The sequence below is a fragment of the Devosia sp. UYZn731 genome, assembly GCF_040546795.1.
Taxonomy (GTDB): domain Bacteria; phylum Pseudomonadota; class Alphaproteobacteria; order Rhizobiales; family Devosiaceae; genus Devosia.
The window spans coordinates 36,842-55,684 of sequence record NZ_JBEPOL010000010.1; the positions used below are offsets into that span (position 1 = coordinate 36,842).

The 18,843-nt window shown below is 64.6% G+C and carries 18 protein-coding genes and 1 riboswitch; of the genes, 7 read left to right on the plus strand and 11 right to left on the minus strand.

The genetic code is table 11. From position 1 onward, the window contains the following. Window positions 1-117: 117 nt before the first annotated feature. Genes cbiB through cobA form a run of 4 tightly spaced genes read right to left on the minus strand, consistent with a single transcriptional unit; the run spans window position 118 to window position 4,661 of the window. Window positions 118-1,086, minus strand: coding sequence for an adenosylcobinamide-phosphate synthase CbiB (cbiB, locus tag ABIB57_RS22135; protein WP_354043413.1), 969 nt, complete (start codon window positions 1,084-1,086; stop codon window positions 118-120). Then, window positions 1,086-2,549, minus strand: a complete 1,464-nt coding sequence (locus tag ABIB57_RS22140) for a cobyric acid synthase (protein ID WP_354043414.1) — start codon at window positions 2,547-2,549, stop codon at window positions 1,086-1,088. Before ABIB57_RS22140 ends, cbiB begins: the two co-directional genes overlap by 1 nt. Next, window positions 2,546-3,835 (minus strand): cobyrinic acid a,c-diamide synthase CobB, encoded by a 1,290-nt coding sequence (locus ABIB57_RS22145; protein WP_354043415.1) that lies wholly within the window; start codon window positions 3,833-3,835, stop codon window positions 2,546-2,548. The genes ABIB57_RS22140 and ABIB57_RS22145 overlap by 4 nt, the downstream gene beginning before the upstream one ends. Further along, entirely contained in the window at window positions 3,822-4,661 is an 840-nt protein-coding gene (gene cobA, locus ABIB57_RS22150; protein WP_354043416.1) for a uroporphyrinogen-III C-methyltransferase, read from the minus strand. Before cobA ends, ABIB57_RS22145 begins: the two co-directional genes overlap by 14 nt. 77 nt (window positions 4,662-4,738) lie before the next feature. Between cobA and ABIB57_RS22155 the strand changes: the two genes are divergently transcribed. Then, entirely contained in the window at window positions 4,739-5,482 is a 744-nt protein-coding gene (locus tag ABIB57_RS22155; protein ID WP_354043417.1) for a cobalt-precorrin-6A reductase, read from the plus strand. On the opposite strand, the gene ABIB57_RS22160 is transcribed toward ABIB57_RS22155, so the two are convergent. Then, window positions 5,401-5,913, minus strand: a complete 513-nt coding sequence (locus ABIB57_RS22160) for a cobalamin biosynthesis protein (protein WP_354043418.1) — start codon at window positions 5,911-5,913, stop codon at window positions 5,401-5,403. The two genes, ABIB57_RS22155 and ABIB57_RS22160, sit on opposite strands and share 82 nt — an antisense overlap. 298 nt (window positions 5,914-6,211) lie before the next feature. Here ABIB57_RS22160 and ABIB57_RS22165 point away from each other — a divergent pair, with 298 nt between their 5' ends. Next, a complete protein-coding gene (locus ABIB57_RS22165) occupies window positions 6,212-7,114 on the plus strand; it encodes a cation diffusion facilitator family transporter (RefSeq protein ID WP_502914454.1) in 903 nt (300 codons plus the stop codon). 49 nt (window positions 7,115-7,163) lie between these two features. Further along, window positions 7,164-7,643 carry a hypothetical protein gene (locus tag ABIB57_RS22170; protein WP_354043419.1) on the plus strand — a complete coding sequence of 160 codons (480 nt, stop codon included), beginning with the start codon at window positions 7,164-7,166 and terminating at the stop codon, window positions 7,641-7,643. Here the strand turns inward: ABIB57_RS22170 and cobO are convergent. The 6 genes from cobO to ABIB57_RS22200 form a co-directional block, all read right to left on the minus strand. Continuing rightward, window positions 7,640-8,248 carry a cob(I)yrinic acid a,c-diamide adenosyltransferase gene (gene cobO / locus ABIB57_RS22175; protein WP_502914456.1) on the minus strand — a complete coding sequence of 203 codons (609 nt, stop codon included), beginning with the start codon at window positions 8,246-8,248 and terminating at the stop codon, window positions 7,640-7,642. The two genes, ABIB57_RS22170 and cobO, sit on opposite strands and share 4 nt — an antisense overlap. 29 nt (window positions 8,249-8,277) lie before the next feature. Next, window positions 8,278-12,192 (minus strand): cobaltochelatase subunit CobN, encoded by a 3,915-nt coding sequence (cobN, locus tag ABIB57_RS22180; protein WP_354043421.1) that lies wholly within the window; start codon window positions 12,190-12,192, stop codon window positions 8,278-8,280. Between the two features lie 104 nt (window positions 12,193-12,296). Next, window positions 12,297-13,352, minus strand: a complete 1,056-nt coding sequence (gene cobW / locus ABIB57_RS22185) for a cobalamin biosynthesis protein CobW (protein ID WP_354043422.1) — start codon at window positions 13,350-13,352, stop codon at window positions 12,297-12,299. Continuing rightward, the gene (locus ABIB57_RS22190; RefSeq protein WP_354043423.1) at window positions 13,349-14,101 is read right to left on the minus strand and encodes a CbtA family protein; all 753 of its coding nucleotides are present in this window, start codon (window positions 14,099-14,101) and stop codon (window positions 13,349-13,351) included. The genes cobW and ABIB57_RS22190 overlap by 4 nt, the downstream gene beginning before the upstream one ends. A gap of 33 nt (window positions 14,102-14,134) precedes the next feature. After that, window positions 14,135-14,317, minus strand: coding sequence for a CbtB domain-containing protein (locus ABIB57_RS22195; protein ID WP_354043424.1), 183 nt, complete (start codon window positions 14,315-14,317; stop codon window positions 14,135-14,137). A 40-nt stretch (window positions 14,318-14,357) separates the two neighbouring features. Further along, a riboswitch (cobalamin riboswitch) is annotated at window positions 14,358-14,628 on the minus strand. 99 nt (window positions 14,629-14,727) lie between these two features. Then, the gene (locus ABIB57_RS22200; RefSeq protein WP_354043425.1) at window positions 14,728-15,342 is read right to left on the minus strand and encodes a hypothetical protein; all 615 of its coding nucleotides are present in this window, start codon (window positions 15,340-15,342) and stop codon (window positions 14,728-14,730) included. Between the two features lie 183 nt (window positions 15,343-15,525). Between ABIB57_RS22200 and ABIB57_RS22205 the strand changes: the two genes are divergently transcribed. The 4 genes from ABIB57_RS22205 to ABIB57_RS22220 all read left to right on the plus strand — a co-directional run bounded on the left by ABIB57_RS22205 (window position 15,526) and on the right by ABIB57_RS22220 (window position 18,810). Next, a complete protein-coding gene (locus tag ABIB57_RS22205) occupies window positions 15,526-15,882 on the plus strand; it encodes a DMT family protein (protein WP_354043426.1) in 357 nt (118 codons plus the stop codon). Window positions 15,883-16,114: 232 nt separating this feature from the next. After that, window positions 16,115-16,882 carry a zinc ABC transporter ATP-binding protein AztA gene (aztA, locus tag ABIB57_RS22210; protein ID WP_354043427.1) on the plus strand — a complete coding sequence of 256 codons (768 nt, stop codon included), beginning with the start codon at window positions 16,115-16,117 and terminating at the stop codon, window positions 16,880-16,882. Continuing rightward, the gene (gene aztB, locus ABIB57_RS22215; protein WP_354043428.1) at window positions 16,879-17,751 is read left to right on the plus strand and encodes a zinc ABC transporter permease AztB; all 873 of its coding nucleotides are present in this window, start codon (window positions 16,879-16,881) and stop codon (window positions 17,749-17,751) included. The genes aztA and aztB overlap by 4 nt, the downstream gene beginning before the upstream one ends. A 177-nt stretch (window positions 17,752-17,928) precedes the next feature. Then, complete coding sequence (locus ABIB57_RS22220) at window positions 17,929-18,810, plus strand: metal ABC transporter solute-binding protein, Zn/Mn family (protein ID WP_502914457.1); 882 nt, start codon at window positions 17,929-17,931, stop codon at window positions 18,808-18,810. Window positions 18,811-18,843: the final 33 nt, after the last annotated feature.

The following is an 18,843-nucleotide window of genomic DNA, read 5'->3' on the forward strand; positions in this document are numbered from 1 at the left end:
TCATGTAGGCACAACCACCGCGGCGTCATTCCCGCGAAAGCGGGGAACCTATTCTTGGTTTGGAGCTAAGTAAGAATGGGTCCCCGCTTTCGCGGGAATGACGTTGTGGATTTTCTGCTAGTTCACACCCAGCCACAGCAATGCTGCAATCACTACGCTGACCACCAAGGTCACATTGAGGGTCGAGCGGTAGAGCTGCAAGGCGCGCAGGATGTCGCTGCCGACGAGGTCGCGCTTGCCGGTGCCGAAGGTGGGCAGATCGACCATTTCGCCGGCATAGCTGCGCGGACCGCCGAGGGTAAAATCCAGGGCGCCGGCAAAGGCTGCTTCCGGCCAGCCGGAATTGGGGGAAGCGTGCTTGCGGGCGTCGCGGCCGGCAGTGTTCCAGGCTTTGCTGGGGCTGGCATAGGGCGTGAAAAAGCAGGCCAGCGTGATCAGCACGGCGGTGAGGCGGGCGGGAATCCAGTTGACCACGTCATCGAGTTTGGCGGCCGCCCAGCCATAGTCCCGGTAGCGGTCGTTGCGGTGGCCGATCATCGAATCGGCGGTGTTGATCGCCTTGTAGAGTGCGATGCCGGGCAGGCCGAGCAGCACCAGCCAGAACAGCGGGGCGATGACGCCGTCCGACGTGCTTTCGGCCAAAGTCTCGATGGCGGCGCGGGAGACGCCGGTTTCGTCGAGTTCCTGTGGATCGCGTCCCACGATGTGGCTGACGGCCTCGCGGCCGGCGGCGAGCGAGGTGCGCATGGCTTCGGCGACGGCGTTGACGGCGCGGCCGAGTTCCTTTTGGGCAAGGAAGGGCGTCGCGAGGAGGATTTCGAAGATGAGGCCGCCTGGGATGGCGCGGAGGGCTTGTCGGATGAGGACCGACGCGGCGAGGGTGACGAGCAGCAGTATGGCGAGACTGATGATCCCCGCCGTGCGGCGTTCGCTTGCGGTCCGATACGTGCGGTTTGAGCGCTGTTCGAGATAATCGATCAGCCAGCCAAACCACATGACCGGGTGGCCGATGACGCCCGTCAATTGGGCCGGATAGCCGAAGATGCGTTCGACCAGCAGAGCGAGCGGGGGAATGAGAAATTGCATCAGGCGGTCCGGACCGGTTGGGCGAGCGCCAGGAGCGCATCGAGATCAAGATGGGATTCGAGGTGGGCGGCAAGGGCATCGAGCGTGGTGTCGATGCCGGCTTCGTAGTTGAGGCTGGCGGTGGCGGCGTTGCCGAGGAAGGCGCGGCGGAAGTCGTCGGCGGCGAAGAGGCCGTGCAGGTAGGTTCCGGCGACGCGGCCATCGGGGCTGACGGCGCCTTCGCGGGTGGCATCGACATAGGCGAAGGGATTGGCGCAGTCGGGGCCTTGGGTGACGCCCATATGCATGTGATAGCCGGCGATGGGCAGGCTCGTTGCGGCGTGGGTGGCGTGTTCGACGCGGAGCTGTTTGACGGGGGTGAGGACGGTGTCGAGATCGAGCAGGCCGAGGCCGGGGCTGGTGCCGGGAGGGCCCTCGATGCCGTCGGGATCGGCGATGGTTTTGCCCAGCATTTGGTAACCGCCGCAGATGCCCAGCACCCTGCCCCCGGCGCGGTGATGGGCGAGGATGTCGATATCCCAGCCATTGTGGCGCAGGGCCGCGAGGTCGGCGCGGGTGGCTTTGGATCCGGGGAGAATGATGAGGTCGGCGTTGCGCGGGAGAGCGTGACCGGGTTCGACCACGATGACCGAGACGCCGGGCTCGGCGCGCAGGGGATCGAGATCGTCGAAATTGGCGATGCGCGGCAGGCGGGGAACGGCGATGACGTATTGGCCCGTGCCGCTGCGCTGGGGGGCGTCGAGGGCCATGACGTCTTCGGCGGGGAGCTTATGGGCGTCGGCGAAATACGGGATCGGGCCGAGGCAGGGCACGCCGGTGCGAGTGGCGATGAAGGTTTTGCCGGCGTCGAACAGGGTTGTGTCACCCTGGAATTTGTTGATCAGGGTGGCGGCGATGAGGGCGGCGTCGGCGGGGTCGATGACGGCGAAGGTGCCGACGAGGGATGCAATGACCCCACCGCGCTGGATGTCGCCGATGACGATCACGGGGACGTTTGCGGCTTGAGCGAAGCCGAAATTGGCGATGTCGTTGGCGCGCAGATTGACCTCGGAGGCACTGCCGGCGCCTTCGACGAGGATCAGATCGGCATTGGTGGCGAGTTCATTGTAGGCGGCGAGGACTTCGGGCAGCAGGACGGCGCGTCGGGCGAAGTAATCGCGGGCCGACATAGAGGTGCGGCGTTGGCCGCGCACCACGAGCTGGGCACCGGTTTCCTGTTCGGGCTTGAGCAGGACGGGGTTCATCGCGGTCAGCGGCGGACGCTTGGCTGCGCGAGCTTGGAGGGCCTGGGCGCGGCCGATTTCGCCGCCATCCTCTGTCACCGCAGCATTATTGGACATGTTCTGCGGCTTGAACGGCGCCACGCGCAGGCCGCGGTTGGTGAAAGCACGGCAGAGCCCGGCGACCAGCAGGGACTTGCCGACATCGGAGCCGGTGCCCATGAACATGAGGGCGCGGGTCATGCCGCGTCTACCACATGTGCGTAGGAGCCCATGACCCGGCCAATGGCCGCGCCCATGGGTGGCAGGGCCGCGCCGGTGGCGTCGGTGGCCTCGAACAGCGGCGGCAGGCGCGATTGCTTGACGGAGGAATAGTGGAATTCGTGGCCGTTGAGACGGCCAGGCCAGGGCAAAGCCGATTGGGTCAGGCGGCGATAGCCGAGCGTGCGCTTGGGGCGGTCGATCTGGGTGATGAGCGGCAGCAGACCGGCCATTTCGTGCGGCATGCCGGATTTGTCGACCAGCACTTCGCCCAGCACCATGAAGCCACCGCACTCGCCGTAAATCAGCGTGTTGCGGTCGCGGGCAGCGAGCAGGCCAGCTTTGAAGGTTGCGGCGGCGGCGAGCGTGGCGCCATGCAATTCGGGATAGCCGCCGGGTAGGAAGATGGCATCGGCATCGGCTGCCGGGGCCTCGTTGGCGAGGGGCGAGAAGAAAGTGAGTTCAGCGCCCTGCCCGCGCCAGCCGTCGAGCACGTGGGGGTAGAGGAAGGCGAAGGCAGCGTCGTGGGCGATGGCGATGCGCTGGCCCAGCGGCGGGAGGGGCGCCGGATTGTCTTGGGTTTCGGCGATTGGCGTGGCGAGAGCCTGCAGACGATCGAGGTCGATATAGTCGCCAATCGCTTCAGCAGCAGCGGCGAGGAAGGGCTCGAAGGTGTCGATATCGCCGGGGAGTACCAGGCCGAGATGGCGTTCAGGAATGACCAGAGCGGGATCACGCGGGATGGCGCCGAGGCAGGGTATGCCGGTGGGCACTAAGGCATCGACCAGCATGCGCTCGTGTTTGGTGGAGGCCACGCGGTTGAGGATGACCCCGGCGACGCGGACGCCAACACGCCAATTGGCAAAGCCGGCCACCAGCGGCGCGACGGACTGGCTCTGCTTGTCCCCGTCGACCACGAGAATGACTGGCAGATCGAGCAATTCGGCGAGGTCGGCGGTGGAGCCGGTGCCATCTGCAGAGGCATCGAACAGCCCCATGACGCCTTCAACGATCAGAAGGGATTCGCCGGCCTGACGGGTGGCAAGATGTTTGAGCCGATGCGGCGACATCGACCAGGGGTCGAGATTGACCGCGTCGCGACCGGCGGCGCGGCCGAGAAAGGCCGGATCGATATAGTCGGGTCCGGTCTTGGCTGGTGCGACGGCGACGCCGCGCCGGCGCAGGGCGGCGAGCAGGCCGAGGGTGATGACGGTTTTGCCCGAGCCCGAGCGCGGCGCGGCGATAACGAGGCCTTTAGCCAAACCCATGCTCCCGCGCCTTGCCCACATACCAATCTAGTGAGGATCGATAGCGGCTCACGGGGCCGACGACAATGATGGCGGGGGTGGGAACGTCATGCAGGAGGTGCGCTTCGGCCAGGGTGGTCTCGATGACCGACTGTTGCGGCGTGGCGGCATTGGAGATGATTGCCAAGCTATCGGCGCCATCGCGGCCGGCGGCCAGCAGCTTGTCGGCGATGGACCCCAGGTGTTTGACCGCCATGAACATGACGACGACCGGCGCCGCCTTGGCAACGGCGGGCCAATCCACCGCCTGGGGAACGGCCCCGCTATCGTCGTGGCCGGTGAGGAACAGCACGGCCTGGTTGGTGTCGCGGTGGGTGATGGGAATGCCCGCATAGGCCAGCCCGCCGAGGCCCGAGGAAATGCCGGGCACGATGCGGAAGGGCACACCGGCGGCGGCCAGCGCACCGGCCTCCTCGCCACCCCGGCCGAACATGAACGGATCGCCGCCCTTGAGGCGGAGTACGCGCTTGCCGGCGCGGGCAAAATCGATGAGTTGCAGCGAGATATCGGCCTGTTTGGGCGAGGGCTTGCCGCCGCGCTTGCCGGCGAAGACGAGGCCCGCGCCGGGACGGGCCATGGTCAGGAGTGCCGGGGGCACCAACGCATCGTGGATGACCACGTCGGCCTGCCCCAAGGCGTAATATCCCAACAGCGTCATCAGCCCAGGGCCACCGGGCCCGGCGCCGACGAGCCATACCGTGCCCGGCGCGAAGGGTGGAAAATCGGCGCTGTCCAGCGCGGCGAAAGGGCCGGGACGGCGGCGGGGACGCTTGATCCAATCGAACATTATCGCACCAGGCAATCTTGCGAGGCGGCCCAAGCGCGGGCACAGTCGTGAGGTGGAGCGAGGAGCGCGGTCGGCCAATGAAAATCCTGATTCTGGGCGGTACGGCGGAAGCGCGCGAATTGGCGAACAGGCTCGTCGCCAAGGGCCACGACGTGATGTCGTCGTTGGCGGGCCGCACCAGCGATCCGAAGCTGCCGGGGGGCGATATTCGCATGGGCAAATTCGGTGGCATTCCGGGACTTTGCGCCTATATGCGCGCAGTGGGCACCGAGCGGCTGGTCGACGCTACCCATCCCTATGCGGGGCTGATTTCGGTCAATGCAGTGTCGGCTGCAAAAGCTACCGGCATTCCGCTGGTGCGGTTCATGCGCCCGGCCTGGGAGCAGCGCGAAGGTGACGATTGGCTGACGCTGCAAACCGTGGCCGAGGCCGCGGCGGCGCTGCCCGCCAATGCCGATGTGCTGCTGACCACCGGGCATATGGGACTGGAGGCGTTTGTCTCGCGCGACGATTGTCAATTCGTGGTGCGGCTGATCGAGCCGCCGGCGTTCGAGCTGCCCCGGCATGCCAGCCTGCTGCTGTCGCGACCGCCCTATGACGTCGTCGGCGAATTGCGGCTGATGGAGCGCGAGGGGATCACTCATCTGGTCACCAAGAATTCAGGCGGCGGGCAGACGGCTGCCAAGCTGGAGGCGGCACGGCGGCTGGGAGTAAAGGTGCTCATGATCGCCCGGCCCGCCTATGGCCCGGCAATGGAGGTCAGCGACCTCGATGCGGCAATGCTGGCAGTCGAAGCAGGCGCGTTGCCCGGCCCGGCCTGACCGAAGCTGGAAAGATCGAAATCCGGGCCAGTGGCGGACAGCGCGCAGGTGGCGCTGGCGGATTTCAGCTTAGAAGAAATGAGCGCGCCAGCGCGGCAGGCAGCGGCCTCGGCAACGCTGGAGGTGCCAACCAAAGCGTGGATTTTGCTGGACGCAACGATGCCCGACGCCGTCAATTGCGCAGCGTTGAAAGTTCTGAGAGGGATGCCGAAATAGGCGGCGGCGGCCAGCAGGCCGGGTTCAGCAGCCTTGCGGTCGAGCGAGGCGATGGCGATCAAGGTAGATGGCGACCGGTTGGCGGTGGCCAGGGCGTGTTCGACCAGAGTGATGATTTCGGCGGCCGTGACGCCCCGCCGGCAGCCGATGCCGGCGACGATGGAGTGGTTTGCTGCGACATCGAAAGGTGATGCCGAGGGGGCAGGCTTGGCCATGATCGCCTCTTTGAGCGCAAGAGGCAGGTTCGCAAAAGACCGGAGCAGCTCCGGACTTGGTCCCCGATTTGGGTCGACCGCACCGGACTCTGTTTCAGTTCCTTGAGGGAACGCTGCAATTGGTTTGGTTCTAAGCTGGGCAAACCGCGTGGTCAATCAAAGGCTTGGCCGGACGCGGCCAGTTCAGAATGCTTCTGAAAATGATTTGCAAATACAATGACTTGCACGAATGGACCGGGAGAGTTATGCCCCAACCGTAGCGGGTCACGTAAACTCGCCGAGGTTCAGGGGCAGTATTTTGGCAATTGCAGCGGCAAACAAGACGGTGACGATTGCCGCACTGAGCCTGTTGGTCGGGCTGGTGGTGCTCGGGCTTAAATTGCTGGCCTGGTGGACGACCGGTTCGGTTGCGCTGTATTCCGACGCGCTGGAATCGATCGTCAACGTGGTGACGGCCGTGGTGGCCTTGATCGCGGTGCGGTTGGCGCAGAAGCCGGCCGATGCCGCCCTGCCCTATGGCTACCACAAGGCCGAGTACTTCTCGGCGGTGATCGTGGGCGTCATGATCATCGTTGCGGCCATCCTGATCATCCGCGAGGCTGTGCTCGGCTTTTTTGCTCCGCATGTGCTGATGGCGCCCGCACAGGGCCTGGCAATCAGCCTGGGTGCGACGGCGATCAACGTGGTCTGGGCCTTCGTTTTAATCCGCTATGGCCGCCAGGTCCGCTCGCCGGCGCTGGAGGCGGACGGCAAGCATCTGCTGACCGACGTGATCTCGACCATCGGCGTGCTGATCGGCCTGGTGCTGGTGTTTCTGACCGGCTGGGCCGTGCTCGATCCTATCCTCGCAGGCCTAGTGGCACTGAACATTTTGTGGTCGGGCTGGGGCGTGATGCGCGACAGCGTTGGCGGGCTGATGGACGCCGCAACGCCGCCGGACCGGCTCAAGCGCATTCGCGAGGTCATTGCCGGCAACGCCGATGGCGCCATCGAGGCGCACGATATCCGCACGCGGCAGGCTGGATCGCTGACCTTCATCGATTTTCATCTGGTGGTGCCCGGCGCGATGAGCGTGGATGCGGCACATGCGATCTGCGACAATATCGAAGCCAAGCTGCATGAAGCAGTTGAGGACATTCAGATCACTATCCATGTCGAGCCCGAGAACAAGGCCAAGCATGCCGGAATCGTCGTGCTTTAGGTCAACATTTTGACTTGCCGGGTTTGGCCGACGCAGGCAAATTTGGCGTATGCGCACACTGATTTTCGCTCTGCTGATTGCCCTGATTGCGGCCCCTGCTTCGGCTCAGGATTGGGGCCATTACGACAACTCTCGCTATGGCTACAGCGTTGAGATACCGCCGGATTATCTGGGCCAGGGCGAAAGCGACAATGGCGATGGGCAGGAATTCCAGCGGGTTCGCGGCGCACAACGGCTGACGATCTGGGGCGGTCTGCTCGGCACCGTCAATGAAACCTTCGAGGCCGAGGTCAAATGGCGCATGGAGCAGGAAGAGGCAGGCACCTGGAACGTGACCTATCAAGCGGTGACGCCGGAATGGGCCAGCTTTTCCGCCATCAAGGGTTCTCGCATCCTCTACCAGCGCATGGTCTTGCTGTGTGACCGGCAGAGCTACGCGGCGTTCCGACTGGAATATTCAGTGCGGGATCTGGCCGCCATGAACGGCGTGGTGGACAAGCTGGCGGGCTCGCTGCGAGGCGTTTGCTAGAACTCGATACCGGCCTGGGCTTTCACGCCAGCACGGAAATGGTGTTTGATCTCGGTCATTTCGGTGACGAGGTCGGCGATTTCGATCAGTTCATCCTTGGCGTTGCGGCCGGTGACGATGACGTGGGTGTCGTGCGGCTTTTGGCTGAGGAAGGCGACGACTTCCTCGATCGGGAGATAATCGTAGCGCAGGCAGATATTGAGCTCATCGAGCAGGACGAGCTTGTAGCTGGGGTCCATGATCAGCGCCTTGGCCTGTTCCCAGGCGGCGCGGGCGGCGGTCAGGTCGCGCTGGCGATCCTGGGTTTCCCAGGTGAAGCCTTCGCCCATGGCGTTGATGGTGACCAGCTCGGGGAATTTCAGCAGCACGTCGCGCTCGCCGGTGTCCCAGGCGCCCTTGACGAACTGGACCACGCCGACCTTGAAGCCGTGGCCGATGGCGCGGAACACCATGCCGAAAGCAGCGGTCGATTTGCCCTTGCCCTTGCCAGTGTGGACAATCAGCAGGCCTTTTTCGTCGGTCTTGGTCGACAGGATTCTGTCCCGGGCGTCCTTCTTTTTGCGCATCTTCTCAGCGTGATAGGCGTCGCGCTCGGCTTCGCTCATCAGGTCGGTTTTCTTGGGTGCGCGGTCGATCATGGGGTCTCCTCCAGGTAAGCGTAGGCGGAATTAGAACGCGGGGTCCAGAGGCCGCGATTGCGGGCCTCGTTGAACTTGGCGATCAACTCATCATAGCCGAAGCGGTTGTTTTGTTTGATGAAATCACGGGTGGCACCGTCTTCGACGAAGGCTTCGAAGGCCAGGTCGAAATGGTGCGTCTTGACCGCACCGGTGGTGGCCGCGAAGGCGAACATGAAATCGAGCGTGGCGATGATTTCGAAGGCGCCCTTGTAGCCGTGCCGTTTGACGCCGTTGAGCCATTTCGGATTGACGACGCGGGAGCGCATGACGAAGGAGATCTCTTCCTCCAGCGTCTTGATGAGCGGGCGTTCGGGGCGGGAGTGGTCGTTGTGGTAGACCAAAGGCGTGTTTCCGCTCAGCATTTCGGAGGCGGCCGAAAGGCCACCTTCGAACTGGTAGTAGTTGTCACTGTCGAGCAGGTCGTGTTCGCGGTTGTCCTGATTGTGGATGACCGCGTCGATATCGCTGAGGCGCGCGGCGAAGCGGGCGCGTTCGGGCATGCCGGCGGCCTGGGCGCCATAGGCATATTGGCCCCAATCGAGGGACTGGTTGGCCAGGTCGGCTTTTGTTGTCCACGTGCCCGAGTCGATCAAGACGGAGAGGCCCGCGCCGTAAGTGCCTGGCTTTGAACCGAAAATTCGGTGGCCGGCGGCGAGGGCGGCATCGCGCTCGGAGTTACCCTCGGCCATCAGGCCCAGAGCGTCGGTGCGCATGCGGGCGGCGATGGGGTTGTCTTCGGTGGGTTCGTCCAAGGCGCCGACTGCGCGGATGGCGCGGTCGAACAGGGCGATCTGGGCGGGGAAGGCGTCGCGGAAAAAGCCGGAAATGCGGAGGGTAACGTCGACGCGGGGGCGGTCGAGTTTTGGCAGCGGGATGATTTCGTAGCCGGAGACGCGCAGGGACGATGGGTCCCAGGTGGGGCGAGCGCCAATCAGGGCCAGGGCCTGGGCGATATCGTCGCCGCCGGTGCGCATATTGGCGGTGCCCCAGACCGAGAGAGCGACGGATTTAAGGTACACGCCATGGTCCTGGAAGTGGCGGAGAACCAGGCTTTCGGCGGATTTTTTACCGAGTTCCCAAGCGGTTGGCGTCGGAATGGCGCGGTTGTCGACGGAGTAGAAATTGCGACCGGTGGGGAGGACATCGAGACGGCCGCGGGAGGGCGCGCCGGAGGGGCCGGGGGCGATGAACTTGCCATCGAGGCCATCAAGGAGCGCCTGCATTTCGGCCGGGCCCGAGGCGACGAGGCGGGGCCGGATGATGTCGGTGACGGTGGTGAGGACGGACTGGGTGGCGGTCCAGGATGGGTCCGGGGGCAGTCCCGAAACCAGGTCGGTGGCGATGGTTTCGAGGGCCTCGACGACGTCGCCAATGGTGCGCGGATGAACCAGCATGCTGGATTTCTTGCTGCTCAGGAGTGGGATTTGCGGACCGGTCCAAGGCTCGCCGAGTTTTGCGGTCAGGGGATCGAAGCCGAGCTTGAGGTCGTCGGCCAGCGCGCGGATCAGGGAGGCTTCCTTACCCCCGTTATCCCCGCGGGGGACGCGGGCGAGTGCGACGGTGAGGTCGCGTTCGAGATCGCCGGTCGGTGACTGTCCGAAGATGTGGAGGCCGTCGCGGATTTGGGCCTCCTTCAGATCGCAGAGAAAGTTGTCGATCTTGATCAGGGCGGCGGTTTCGTCCTCGGGCAGGCCGATATCGCGATCGAGGCGAGCGTCGCGGGTAAAATCGAGAATGCGGCGGCGCAGGTCGGCGAGGCGGCGGCGGTCCATGCCGGAGGCGGCATAATATTCGTCGAGCAGGGCTTCGAGGTCCTTGAGGGGACCATAGGTTTCGGCACGGGTCAGCGGGGGGACCAGGTGATCGATGATGACGGCGCCGGTGCGCCGCTTGGCCTGGGTGCCCTCGCCGGGGTCGTTGACGATGAACGGATAGAGGTGGGGGAGCTGGCCCCATAGTGCGTCGGAATAGCTGGCGTCGTCCAGCGCGGTCGCCTTGCCGGGGAGCCATTCGAGCGTGCCGTGCTTGCCGTTGTGGATCAGCGCATGGGCGCCGAAGTCGTGCCGCAGCCAGAGATAGGCGGCGAGGTAGGCGTGGGGCGGAACGAGGGCCGGGTCGTGATAGCTGGTGGTTTCGTCAAGCTGATAGCCGCGGGCAGGCTGGAGCAGGATGGCGACGTTGCCGAAGATCAGGGCGGGGAGGTGGAACACCTGCTTCGGGAGCAGGGGGGCGAGTGTCGAATCAGATCGAACGAAGGGATCGGTTGAGGGATCGCCCCAACGCCCCGTCACCTCTGTCTGGATTTTGAGCGGCAAGGTGGCGAAGAGCTCGGCGTAGCGGGCGAGGGTTAGGGTGGCGGGAGATGAGCCGCGGGCGGGGTTGGCGTTGGTGGGGCCGGATTGGAGGGCGGTGATGAGGGCGGCGGAGGATTGGGGGTATGCGGGACCCGCGACACCCCCACCCCTAACCCCTCCCCTCAAGGGGGAGGGGGATAGCAAGTAGCCGGCGGCATCCAACGCCTTCAGCATCTCGACCGTGGACTGCGGGGCGTCGTAGCCGACGCCGTTGGCGAGGCGGCCGTCGCGGAGGGGGTAGTTGGCTAGGACGAGGGCGATCCTGCGCTCGAGGCGCGGGGTGGCGCGGAGGCGGGACCAGTTGGCGGCGAGGGCAACGGCGCGAGTGATGCCGGAATGGTCGGGGGTGTAGGCGGTCAGGGGAACCTGGCAGCGCTCGTGCCAGACGGCGTCGGCCTTGTGGCCGACGATGAGGCCGCCCAGGCGACCATCGAGTTCGGGCATGACGAGGAACATAGCCATGTCCTTGGAGGACAGGCCTTGCGGGTCGGATGCCCATTGCGCGTGGGAGCGGCCGGATTGGATCAGCTGGATGATGGGGGCGTCGGTGGTGGAAAAGGGGTTGGACTTGGCGTCGAGGGTATCGAGGCCGAGGGCGAAGCCGGTGAGGTTGAAAATGGCGGAGGGGGGGAAGGCGGTCAGCACGTTCTGGACGAAGCGGACGCAGGGGGCTTCCTTGAGCGAGGAGACGAGGATGGGGACTGGGGCGAGGTGCTGGCGCTCCAGTTCGACGATGAGGGCGGTGATGGTGGCGGTGCCGGCTCCTTCGAGGGCGGCACGGTAGAAGAGGATGGGGATGAAGTTCGCTGGCGCTTGAGTGCTTGGCTCACCCCCACCCTTGATCCCTCCCCACAAGGGGGAGGGAGACGATGAAGCCGAGAGATGCGCGCGCAGGGAGGGCTCGTTGGTCATGCCGAGGGCGGGGTGCCAGAGACCGAAGCGGGCGAAGGGGGTGAGCGTTAAGGAAGCAAGCGAGGCCCCCTCACCCGACGGCTGCGCCGTCGACCTCGCCCCGGAGGGGCGAGGTGAGGAAGAGGCGGCGACGGTTCGAAACGCTCGCAGTAGGGTATCGGCGTTGTCGGGGCCGCCGGCGATGAGGAGGGCGTGCAGGCGCTGCCAGTCGTCGGGGTGGATGGTGGAGCGAGCTTGCAGGATGGGGTCGGGATTGGCGTCGCCGGGGAGGAGGACGAGGGGAATTCTGGCGTTGGCGCAGAGGGCGGTGAGTTCGTCGACGCCGTATTGGAAATAGGCGATGCCGCCGATGAGGCGGAGGACGACGAGGCGGGCGTGGGCGACAGTCTGGTCGAGCCAGAGATCGACGGAGAGATTGTGGCTGAGGCGCAGGGTATTGGCGAGGCGCAACTCGGTTTCGCCAGCACGGTCGGCGGCGGCGGCGAGCATGGCCAGTTCGCTATCGGCGGCGGAGGCAAAAATCAGCGCCCCGGGCGATTGAGCGAGATCGATGGCTTCGCCGTCTTGCTGGATGGCGCCGGCCTGGGCGGAGAGGAGGTGCATTTAGAAATCTCCGCCGTAAATCGCGTCGGCGGGTCCCCCCACCCCTGTCCCCTCCCCACGAGGGGGAGGGAGACGGCTCGTCTCGGCATTGTCGCGCAAGCTAATCAGGCGGCGACCTTGGTGGCCGCTTGCAGGCTGGCGGTGATGGCGGCGTGGTCGAGGGGGCTTTCGCCGATGACGACCAGGGCGGTTTCGCGCAGTTCGCCGTTGCGCCAAGGGCGGTCGAAATAGGTGGTGAGGCGGGGGCCGACGGCCTGGATGGCGAGGCGGGCGGAGGCGCCGGGGATGGCGGCGAAGCCTTTGAGGCGCAGGACGTCGTGGGAGCGGATGGTGGTTTCGATGGCGGCGAGGAGTTCGTCCTTGCCCAGGATCGAGGGGAAACGGAGCGAGAAGCTGTCGAAATCGTCGTGCTCATGGGCCTCGCCACCATGCTCTAGCTCATGGTGACTGGGGCGGTTGGCGATGTCGGACTCGGAGCCGAGCCCGAGGCCCAGGAGAGCGCCGATGTCGACATGGCCGTTATGGGCGTGGATCAGGCCGGTGCCGGGACGCATTTCGGCGCGGAGGCTAGCTTCGACCTTGGCAAGGGTTTCGGCATCGACGAGGTCGGTCTTGTTGAGGATGACCAGGTCGGCCGCCGAGAGCTGGTCCTCGAACAGTTCGCCGAGGGGCGTTTCGTGATCGAGCATGTCATCGGATTTGCGCAGGGCATCGATGGCGGCTTCGTCGGAGGCGAAACGGCCTTCGGCGAGCGCCGCCGCATCGGCGACGGTGACGATGGCATCCACGGTTACCTGCGCCTTGATCTCGGGCCAGTTGAAGGCGCGGATCAGCGGCTGGGGTAAAGCGAGGCCCGAGGTTTCGATGACGATGTGGTCGAACTTGTCGGGGCGGGCCAATAAAGCCTGCATGGTGGGGATGAAATCCTCGGCCACGGTGCAGCAGATGCAGCCATTGGACAGCTCGATCATATCCTCCTCGCGGCAGGTATCGTCGCCGCAGCCGGCGAGGATGTCCTTGTCGACCCCGATATCGCCGAACTCGTTGATGATCAGGGCGATGCGCTTGCCCTTGGGGGCGTGCGCCAGCAGGTGGCGCACGAGGGTGGTTTTCCCGGCACCGAGAAAGCCGGTGATGACGGTGGTGGGGATCTTGCTCATGCGGGAACACTCCGGGCGGCGGGCGCTTCGGCCCGCGACAGCAGTTCATTGAAGAAGCCGATCAAGGGGCCGACCAGCAGCCAGAACACGGCCGAGACGGTGAGCGCCGAGGCGGCAAACGATGTGGCCAGATGGGCGGGGACACTGCTGGCTTCCTCGGGCTGGGCGGGTGCGCCGATGATGTGGGGGACGAGAATTAATGCAGCCGCGATGGCGATGGCGGCTGAATTGCGCCATTTGGCCAGCAGCAGGAACGCCGCGGCGGTGGCAATGACAGTGCCCCACCACCAGGTTTGGCGGGCGACCAGATCGGCCGCCGGCATGCCGGGCAGTTCGGGCGGCAGGCCGAAAGCGGGGGCGAGATGGAAGGCGATCCAGCCGCAGAGGCCCCAGACGACGCCATTGGCGAGCGTGATTTCGATCTTGAAGATGACCGAGGCCGCAACAAGAACGAGGGCGAAGCCGAGGCAACCAAGGACATCGGCGAGGACCGTATAGGCAGTGCGCTCGAAACCATCCTGGGGCGCCCAGGCGTTTTCGTCGTGCTCGTGCGCTTCGGCGGCGACGGGCGCTGTTGCGGCGTCGGTGGTGGCGGCGTGCTCGTGCGCAGAAGCGGGCTCGGCGTTTTCGTAGACTTCGGCGGCCAGGATCAGGGGGGCGACTTTCCATTGCTGGAGCGCGGACATGACGAGGCCTGCTGCGAGCCCGGCTAGGACCGCAGCGAAAAAGATTCGCTGGAAGAGTTTCATTTGGTGTCTCTCAAGCCGCTGGGCGGCAAACGGTTAGTGGCAGGGGAAGCCCATGGAATGGCGGGTATCATGCGCGCCATTGTGCAGCCGCATGTCACTGGCGAAACCGACGCCGAACAGCAGCGTCATGCCAATGAGAAAGGCGAGGCCCCCGGCGATCAGCCGTTGAGAGATGGTCAGACCGGCAATGCCGGCAGTCTGGGTAGTAGTGGTCAAGGCAACACCCTCCGTGTGCATATGAAAGCGTGGGCGTTTTCCGCCCGGATATGTGTTGGCAGGTCTCCTGACTCGCGGTGGATACAGCTCCCCTCGCCTTCCCGGTGACTTTGAGCATCGGCCGGTCCGAAAACCGCGTGGCACTTTTCGGGCCGATGCTTGCCGCCAGTGGCATATGAGAGGAGCGCACCGCTTACAGTTGCGGGGGCAGTTCCGGTTTTGGCCCCTGATGGGTAATCCGCACCGTATTCCCTTTTAATCTTGATCCCGACAGCGCCTGGCCTGGTTCGGCCAACCATCGTCACGGTTCAAAATTTGAATCCCCTTGCCGCAGCGGGCGCGGGGAACCAACACAGGTTTGGTGTACGCCGCGGCGGCGGAGCGGTCAATCCGCCCCGCTGCCGATCGGCTCAATCGGCGGGGCCGGCATAGCTGACCGTGACTTCGCTGACGCGCACATCCAGCTTTTCGAGCAGGGGTTCGTCCGACGGAATGCTGACTTCGCCCGAGACCGCATCCACGTTGAGATCCTGGGGATATTCTTCGGACGGGGTAAAGCGCAGCGAGAGGAAGCAGCTCGCATCGTCGGCATTGGCGAGCGTGCCTTGATCGATCTGGCCATAGCCGCCGTAATCCCACCAGAAGCCCCCAATGGTGAAAGGCTTGCCATTGAGGGCGAGGACTTCTGCGACCGTCATGCCGACATGGACGCCGCCGGGGCCGTCCATCGTGGGTGGCAAGTCCACGAAGCCAAGGCCTTCGCGGGTGTCGTCGTTCATCCAGCCGAATTGCAGGGTCTTGTCCGGATCGTTGGGGAATACGGTGGTGGCGAGCATGTCCTGCCCCTCGGCGCCGGGCACCTGGCCGGTGACGACGTTTTCGGCACCGTAGGTCTGCTTCAGCAGGGCCTCGGAACTGTCAGGGCCGAAAACGCCGGTGCAGGAAAAGGCGGTTTTGTCCTTGGCCAAAGCCGGGGTGGCGACAAGGCAGGCGCAGAGCAAGGCGAGGGACAAGCGGGCGAGCATGAGGGGGTTTCCTTTGGGACAGAATTGCCTTGGCGGGGTCGTCTCATTATAGCCTAGTCGGCATATGAACGAGGGCTGAAAGTAACGTCGCCGATCAACTCATCGCGGCGAAAGAACTGGTGCTGGAACAGCCTGCCGATCGTTGGCGTTGTCGCGTCATCCCCCTACCCTGCTGGAGCCAAAATGGGCCTTAACTTCGCCACCCTCGCGCCGATCGGGCTGCTGATCGCGAGCAATGTATTCATGACCTTTGCCTGGTATGGGCATTTGAAGTTTCCAGCCATGGCGATGTGGGTGGCGGTGATGACCAGTTGGGGCATTGCGCTATTCGAATATTGGCTGGCAGTGCCGGCCAACCGGATCGGCTACGGCGCCTATACCGGGGCGGAGCTCAAGACCATCCAAGAGGTGATTTCGCTGAGCGTATTCGTGATTTTCGCGGTGACCATCCTGGGCGAACGGCTGACCTGGAACCATGCGGTGGGGTTTGCGCTGATTTTTGGTGGGGCGTTTTTTATTTTCAAGGGGCCGTTAAAGTAGGCTCCACTCGTGGGGATGGCTCCCCCCGACCTGGCCCTGCCCCAAGGGGGAGGGGATCAGATCGAGGGTGCGGTTGACTCTGGCGACGTTACTAAGTTACACGTAACTGTATTACATTACGTGGGTGACGCATGCGGAATTTTAGCCTGGCGCAGATGAGTGCGACGGCGCGGGTCGGCTTGGTGTTGGTGCCGGTTGCGCTGATCTGGGTGGCGATCTGGGCGCTGCTGGCATGAGTGCGGTCATTCGGCTGAACGATCTGACGCTGGGCTATGACGGTCATCCGGCGGTGCATCACCTCGATGGCGCGTTCGAGACGGGGTCGCTGACGGCGATCATGGGGCCGAACGGATCGGGGAAATCCACCTTGCTCAAGGGCATTACCGGGGCGCTGAAGCCGCTGGGCGGGCGGATCGAGCATGCCGGAATTTCCGTGCGCGAGATCGCCTATCTGCCGCAGATTGCCGAGATCGACCGCACGTTTCCGGCGGTGGTGGGCGATCTGGTATCGCTGGGGTTTTGGAAGAGCCGGGGACTGTTCGGCGCCATTCGCGGCGTAGATCGCGGGGCGCTGGACGAGGCGTTGCAGGCGGTAGGGCTGCGGGGATTTGAGCAAAGGCCGATCGATACGCTGTCGGGCGGGCAATTGCAGCGGGCGCTGTTTGCGCGGGTGCTGTTGCAGGATGCGCGGGTGATCCTGCTGGATGAGCCGTTTACGGCGATCGACGAGAGGACGGTGGGCGACCTGATCGCGCTGGTGCAGCACTGGCACAACGAAAAGCGGACGGTCATTGCGGTGTTGCATGACGTAGAGATGGTACGGCGGGTGTTTCCGCAGACGCTGTTGCTGGCGCGCGAGCCGATTGCGTGGGGGGCGACGGGCGAGACGCTCAAGGCCGAGAACCTGCTGGAAGCGCGGCGGATGACGGAGGCCTGGGACGAGCATGCGCCCTGGCATGACCACGCGGCAAAGCACCTTCATCATGGGGATGCGGCATGAACGCGTTCCAGGTTTTCATCGAGCCGTTCGCGCAATTCGGGTTCATGAACCGAGCGCTGGTGGGGGCCATCATCCTGTCGGTGAGCGCGGGGCCGGTGGGGGTGTTTTTGATGCTGCGGCGGATGAGCCTCACAGGCGACGCGATGGCGCATGCTATTTTGCCGGGCGCGGCGGCGGGGTTTCTGGTGTCGGGGCTGGCGATTTTGCCGATGACGCTAGGCGGGTTCGCGGCGGGGCTGGTGGTCGCGCTGCTGGCGGGGCTGGTGTCGCGGTTCACTATCCAGCGGGAAGATACGTCACTGGCAGCATTTTACCTGATTTCGCTGGCACTGGGGGTGATGCTGGTCAGCCTCAAGGGTTCCAATGTGGACCTGATGCATGTGCTGTTCGGCACGGTGCTGGCGCTCAATGACGATGCGCTGGTGATGATCGGGGCCATTGCGACGATCTCGCTGGTGGGGCTGGCGGTGATCTGGCGGCCGCTGTTTGCGGAGTGTCTCGACCCGACGTTTTTGCGCAGCGTGAGCAAGGCGGGGCATCCGGTGCACCTGATATTCCTCGCGTTGGTGGTGCTGAACCTGGTGGGCGGGTTCCAGGCTCTGGGGACGCTTTTGGCGGTGGGGCTGATGATGCTGCCGGCGGCGGCATCGCGGTTTTGGGTGCGGGGGCTCGAGGGGATGTGCGCGCTGGCGGTGGGGTTCGGGGTGGTGTCGAGCTATTTCGGGCTGCTGATCTCCTACTATCTAGGGGTGGCGTCGGGGCCGTCGATCATTCTCGTAGCGGGGGGGATTTATGTGGTTTCGCTGTTTTTCGGGCGGCGGGGGGTGATTTTTACGCGGGTTCAGGCGCCGCGGCATCGCGTGGCATAGGCGGCCTGCGCTCGGAAAATTCGTTGCTCCGCTTCGGTTTCGAGGCGGAGGCTGAGGCAGTGGGGATGCCAGCCACATCGTGGCTCTCGACACCCCCACCCTGCCTCCCCCTCAAGGGGGGAGGAGTTGGCCTGGTGGACCGGGCGGCTTCAGAGATTGAAGGAATGCGAGATGAAGATTTTGAAATCGACAGCGCTGGCTTTGCTGGTTTCGGCCCTGGCCGGGCCGGCGTTTGCGGCGGAGGTCAAGGCGGTGGCGACGTTCTCGATCCTGGGCGACATCGTTGCGCGGGTCGGTGGCGAGCGGGTGGCGGTGACGACGATTGTCGGGGCGAATGCCGATACCCACGTCTATGAGCCCAAGCCGAGCGATGCGGTGGCAGTGAGCCAGGCGGATGTGTTGTTCGTCAACGGGCTGGGGTTCGAAGGGTGGCTGGACCGGTTTGTTCAATCGACCAGTTTTGCCGGGCCGGTGATCGTGGCCAGCGCGGGCGTAAAAACCCACACCATGGATGAGGACGGCGAGGTCGTGACCGATCCGCATGCCTGGCAGAGCCTGAAGAACGGGCTGCTCTATGTGAAGAATGTGGCGGCGGGACTGTGCGCCGTGGATGCCGACGGTTGTGTAACCTATGAGGCCAACGCGGCGGCTTATTCGGCAGAGATTGCGGCGCTGGATGGGCAGCTTATCGCCGATATCGCGGCAGTGCCGGCTGCAAAGCGGCAGGTGATTACCACCCATGATGCCTTCGGGTATTTTGGCGATGAATATGGGGTGAAGTTCCTCGCGCCGGAGGGGATTTCGACCGATAGCGAGGCTTCGGCGGCGGACGTGGCCAAGTTGATCACACAGATAAAAAGCGATGGCGTCACGGCGCTGTTCATCGAGAATATGAGCGATGGGCGGCTGGTGCAGCAGATCGCTGACGAGACCGGCGTGACGGTGGGCGGCCAGCTTTATGCCGATGCGCTATCGGAACCCGATCAGGGCGCGGCCACCTATATTGATATGTTCAAGCACAATATCGGCCTGCTGGTGCCGGCGATGTTGGGCAAGTAGGATTGCAACGCCGCCGCGCCCCACGGGCGCGGC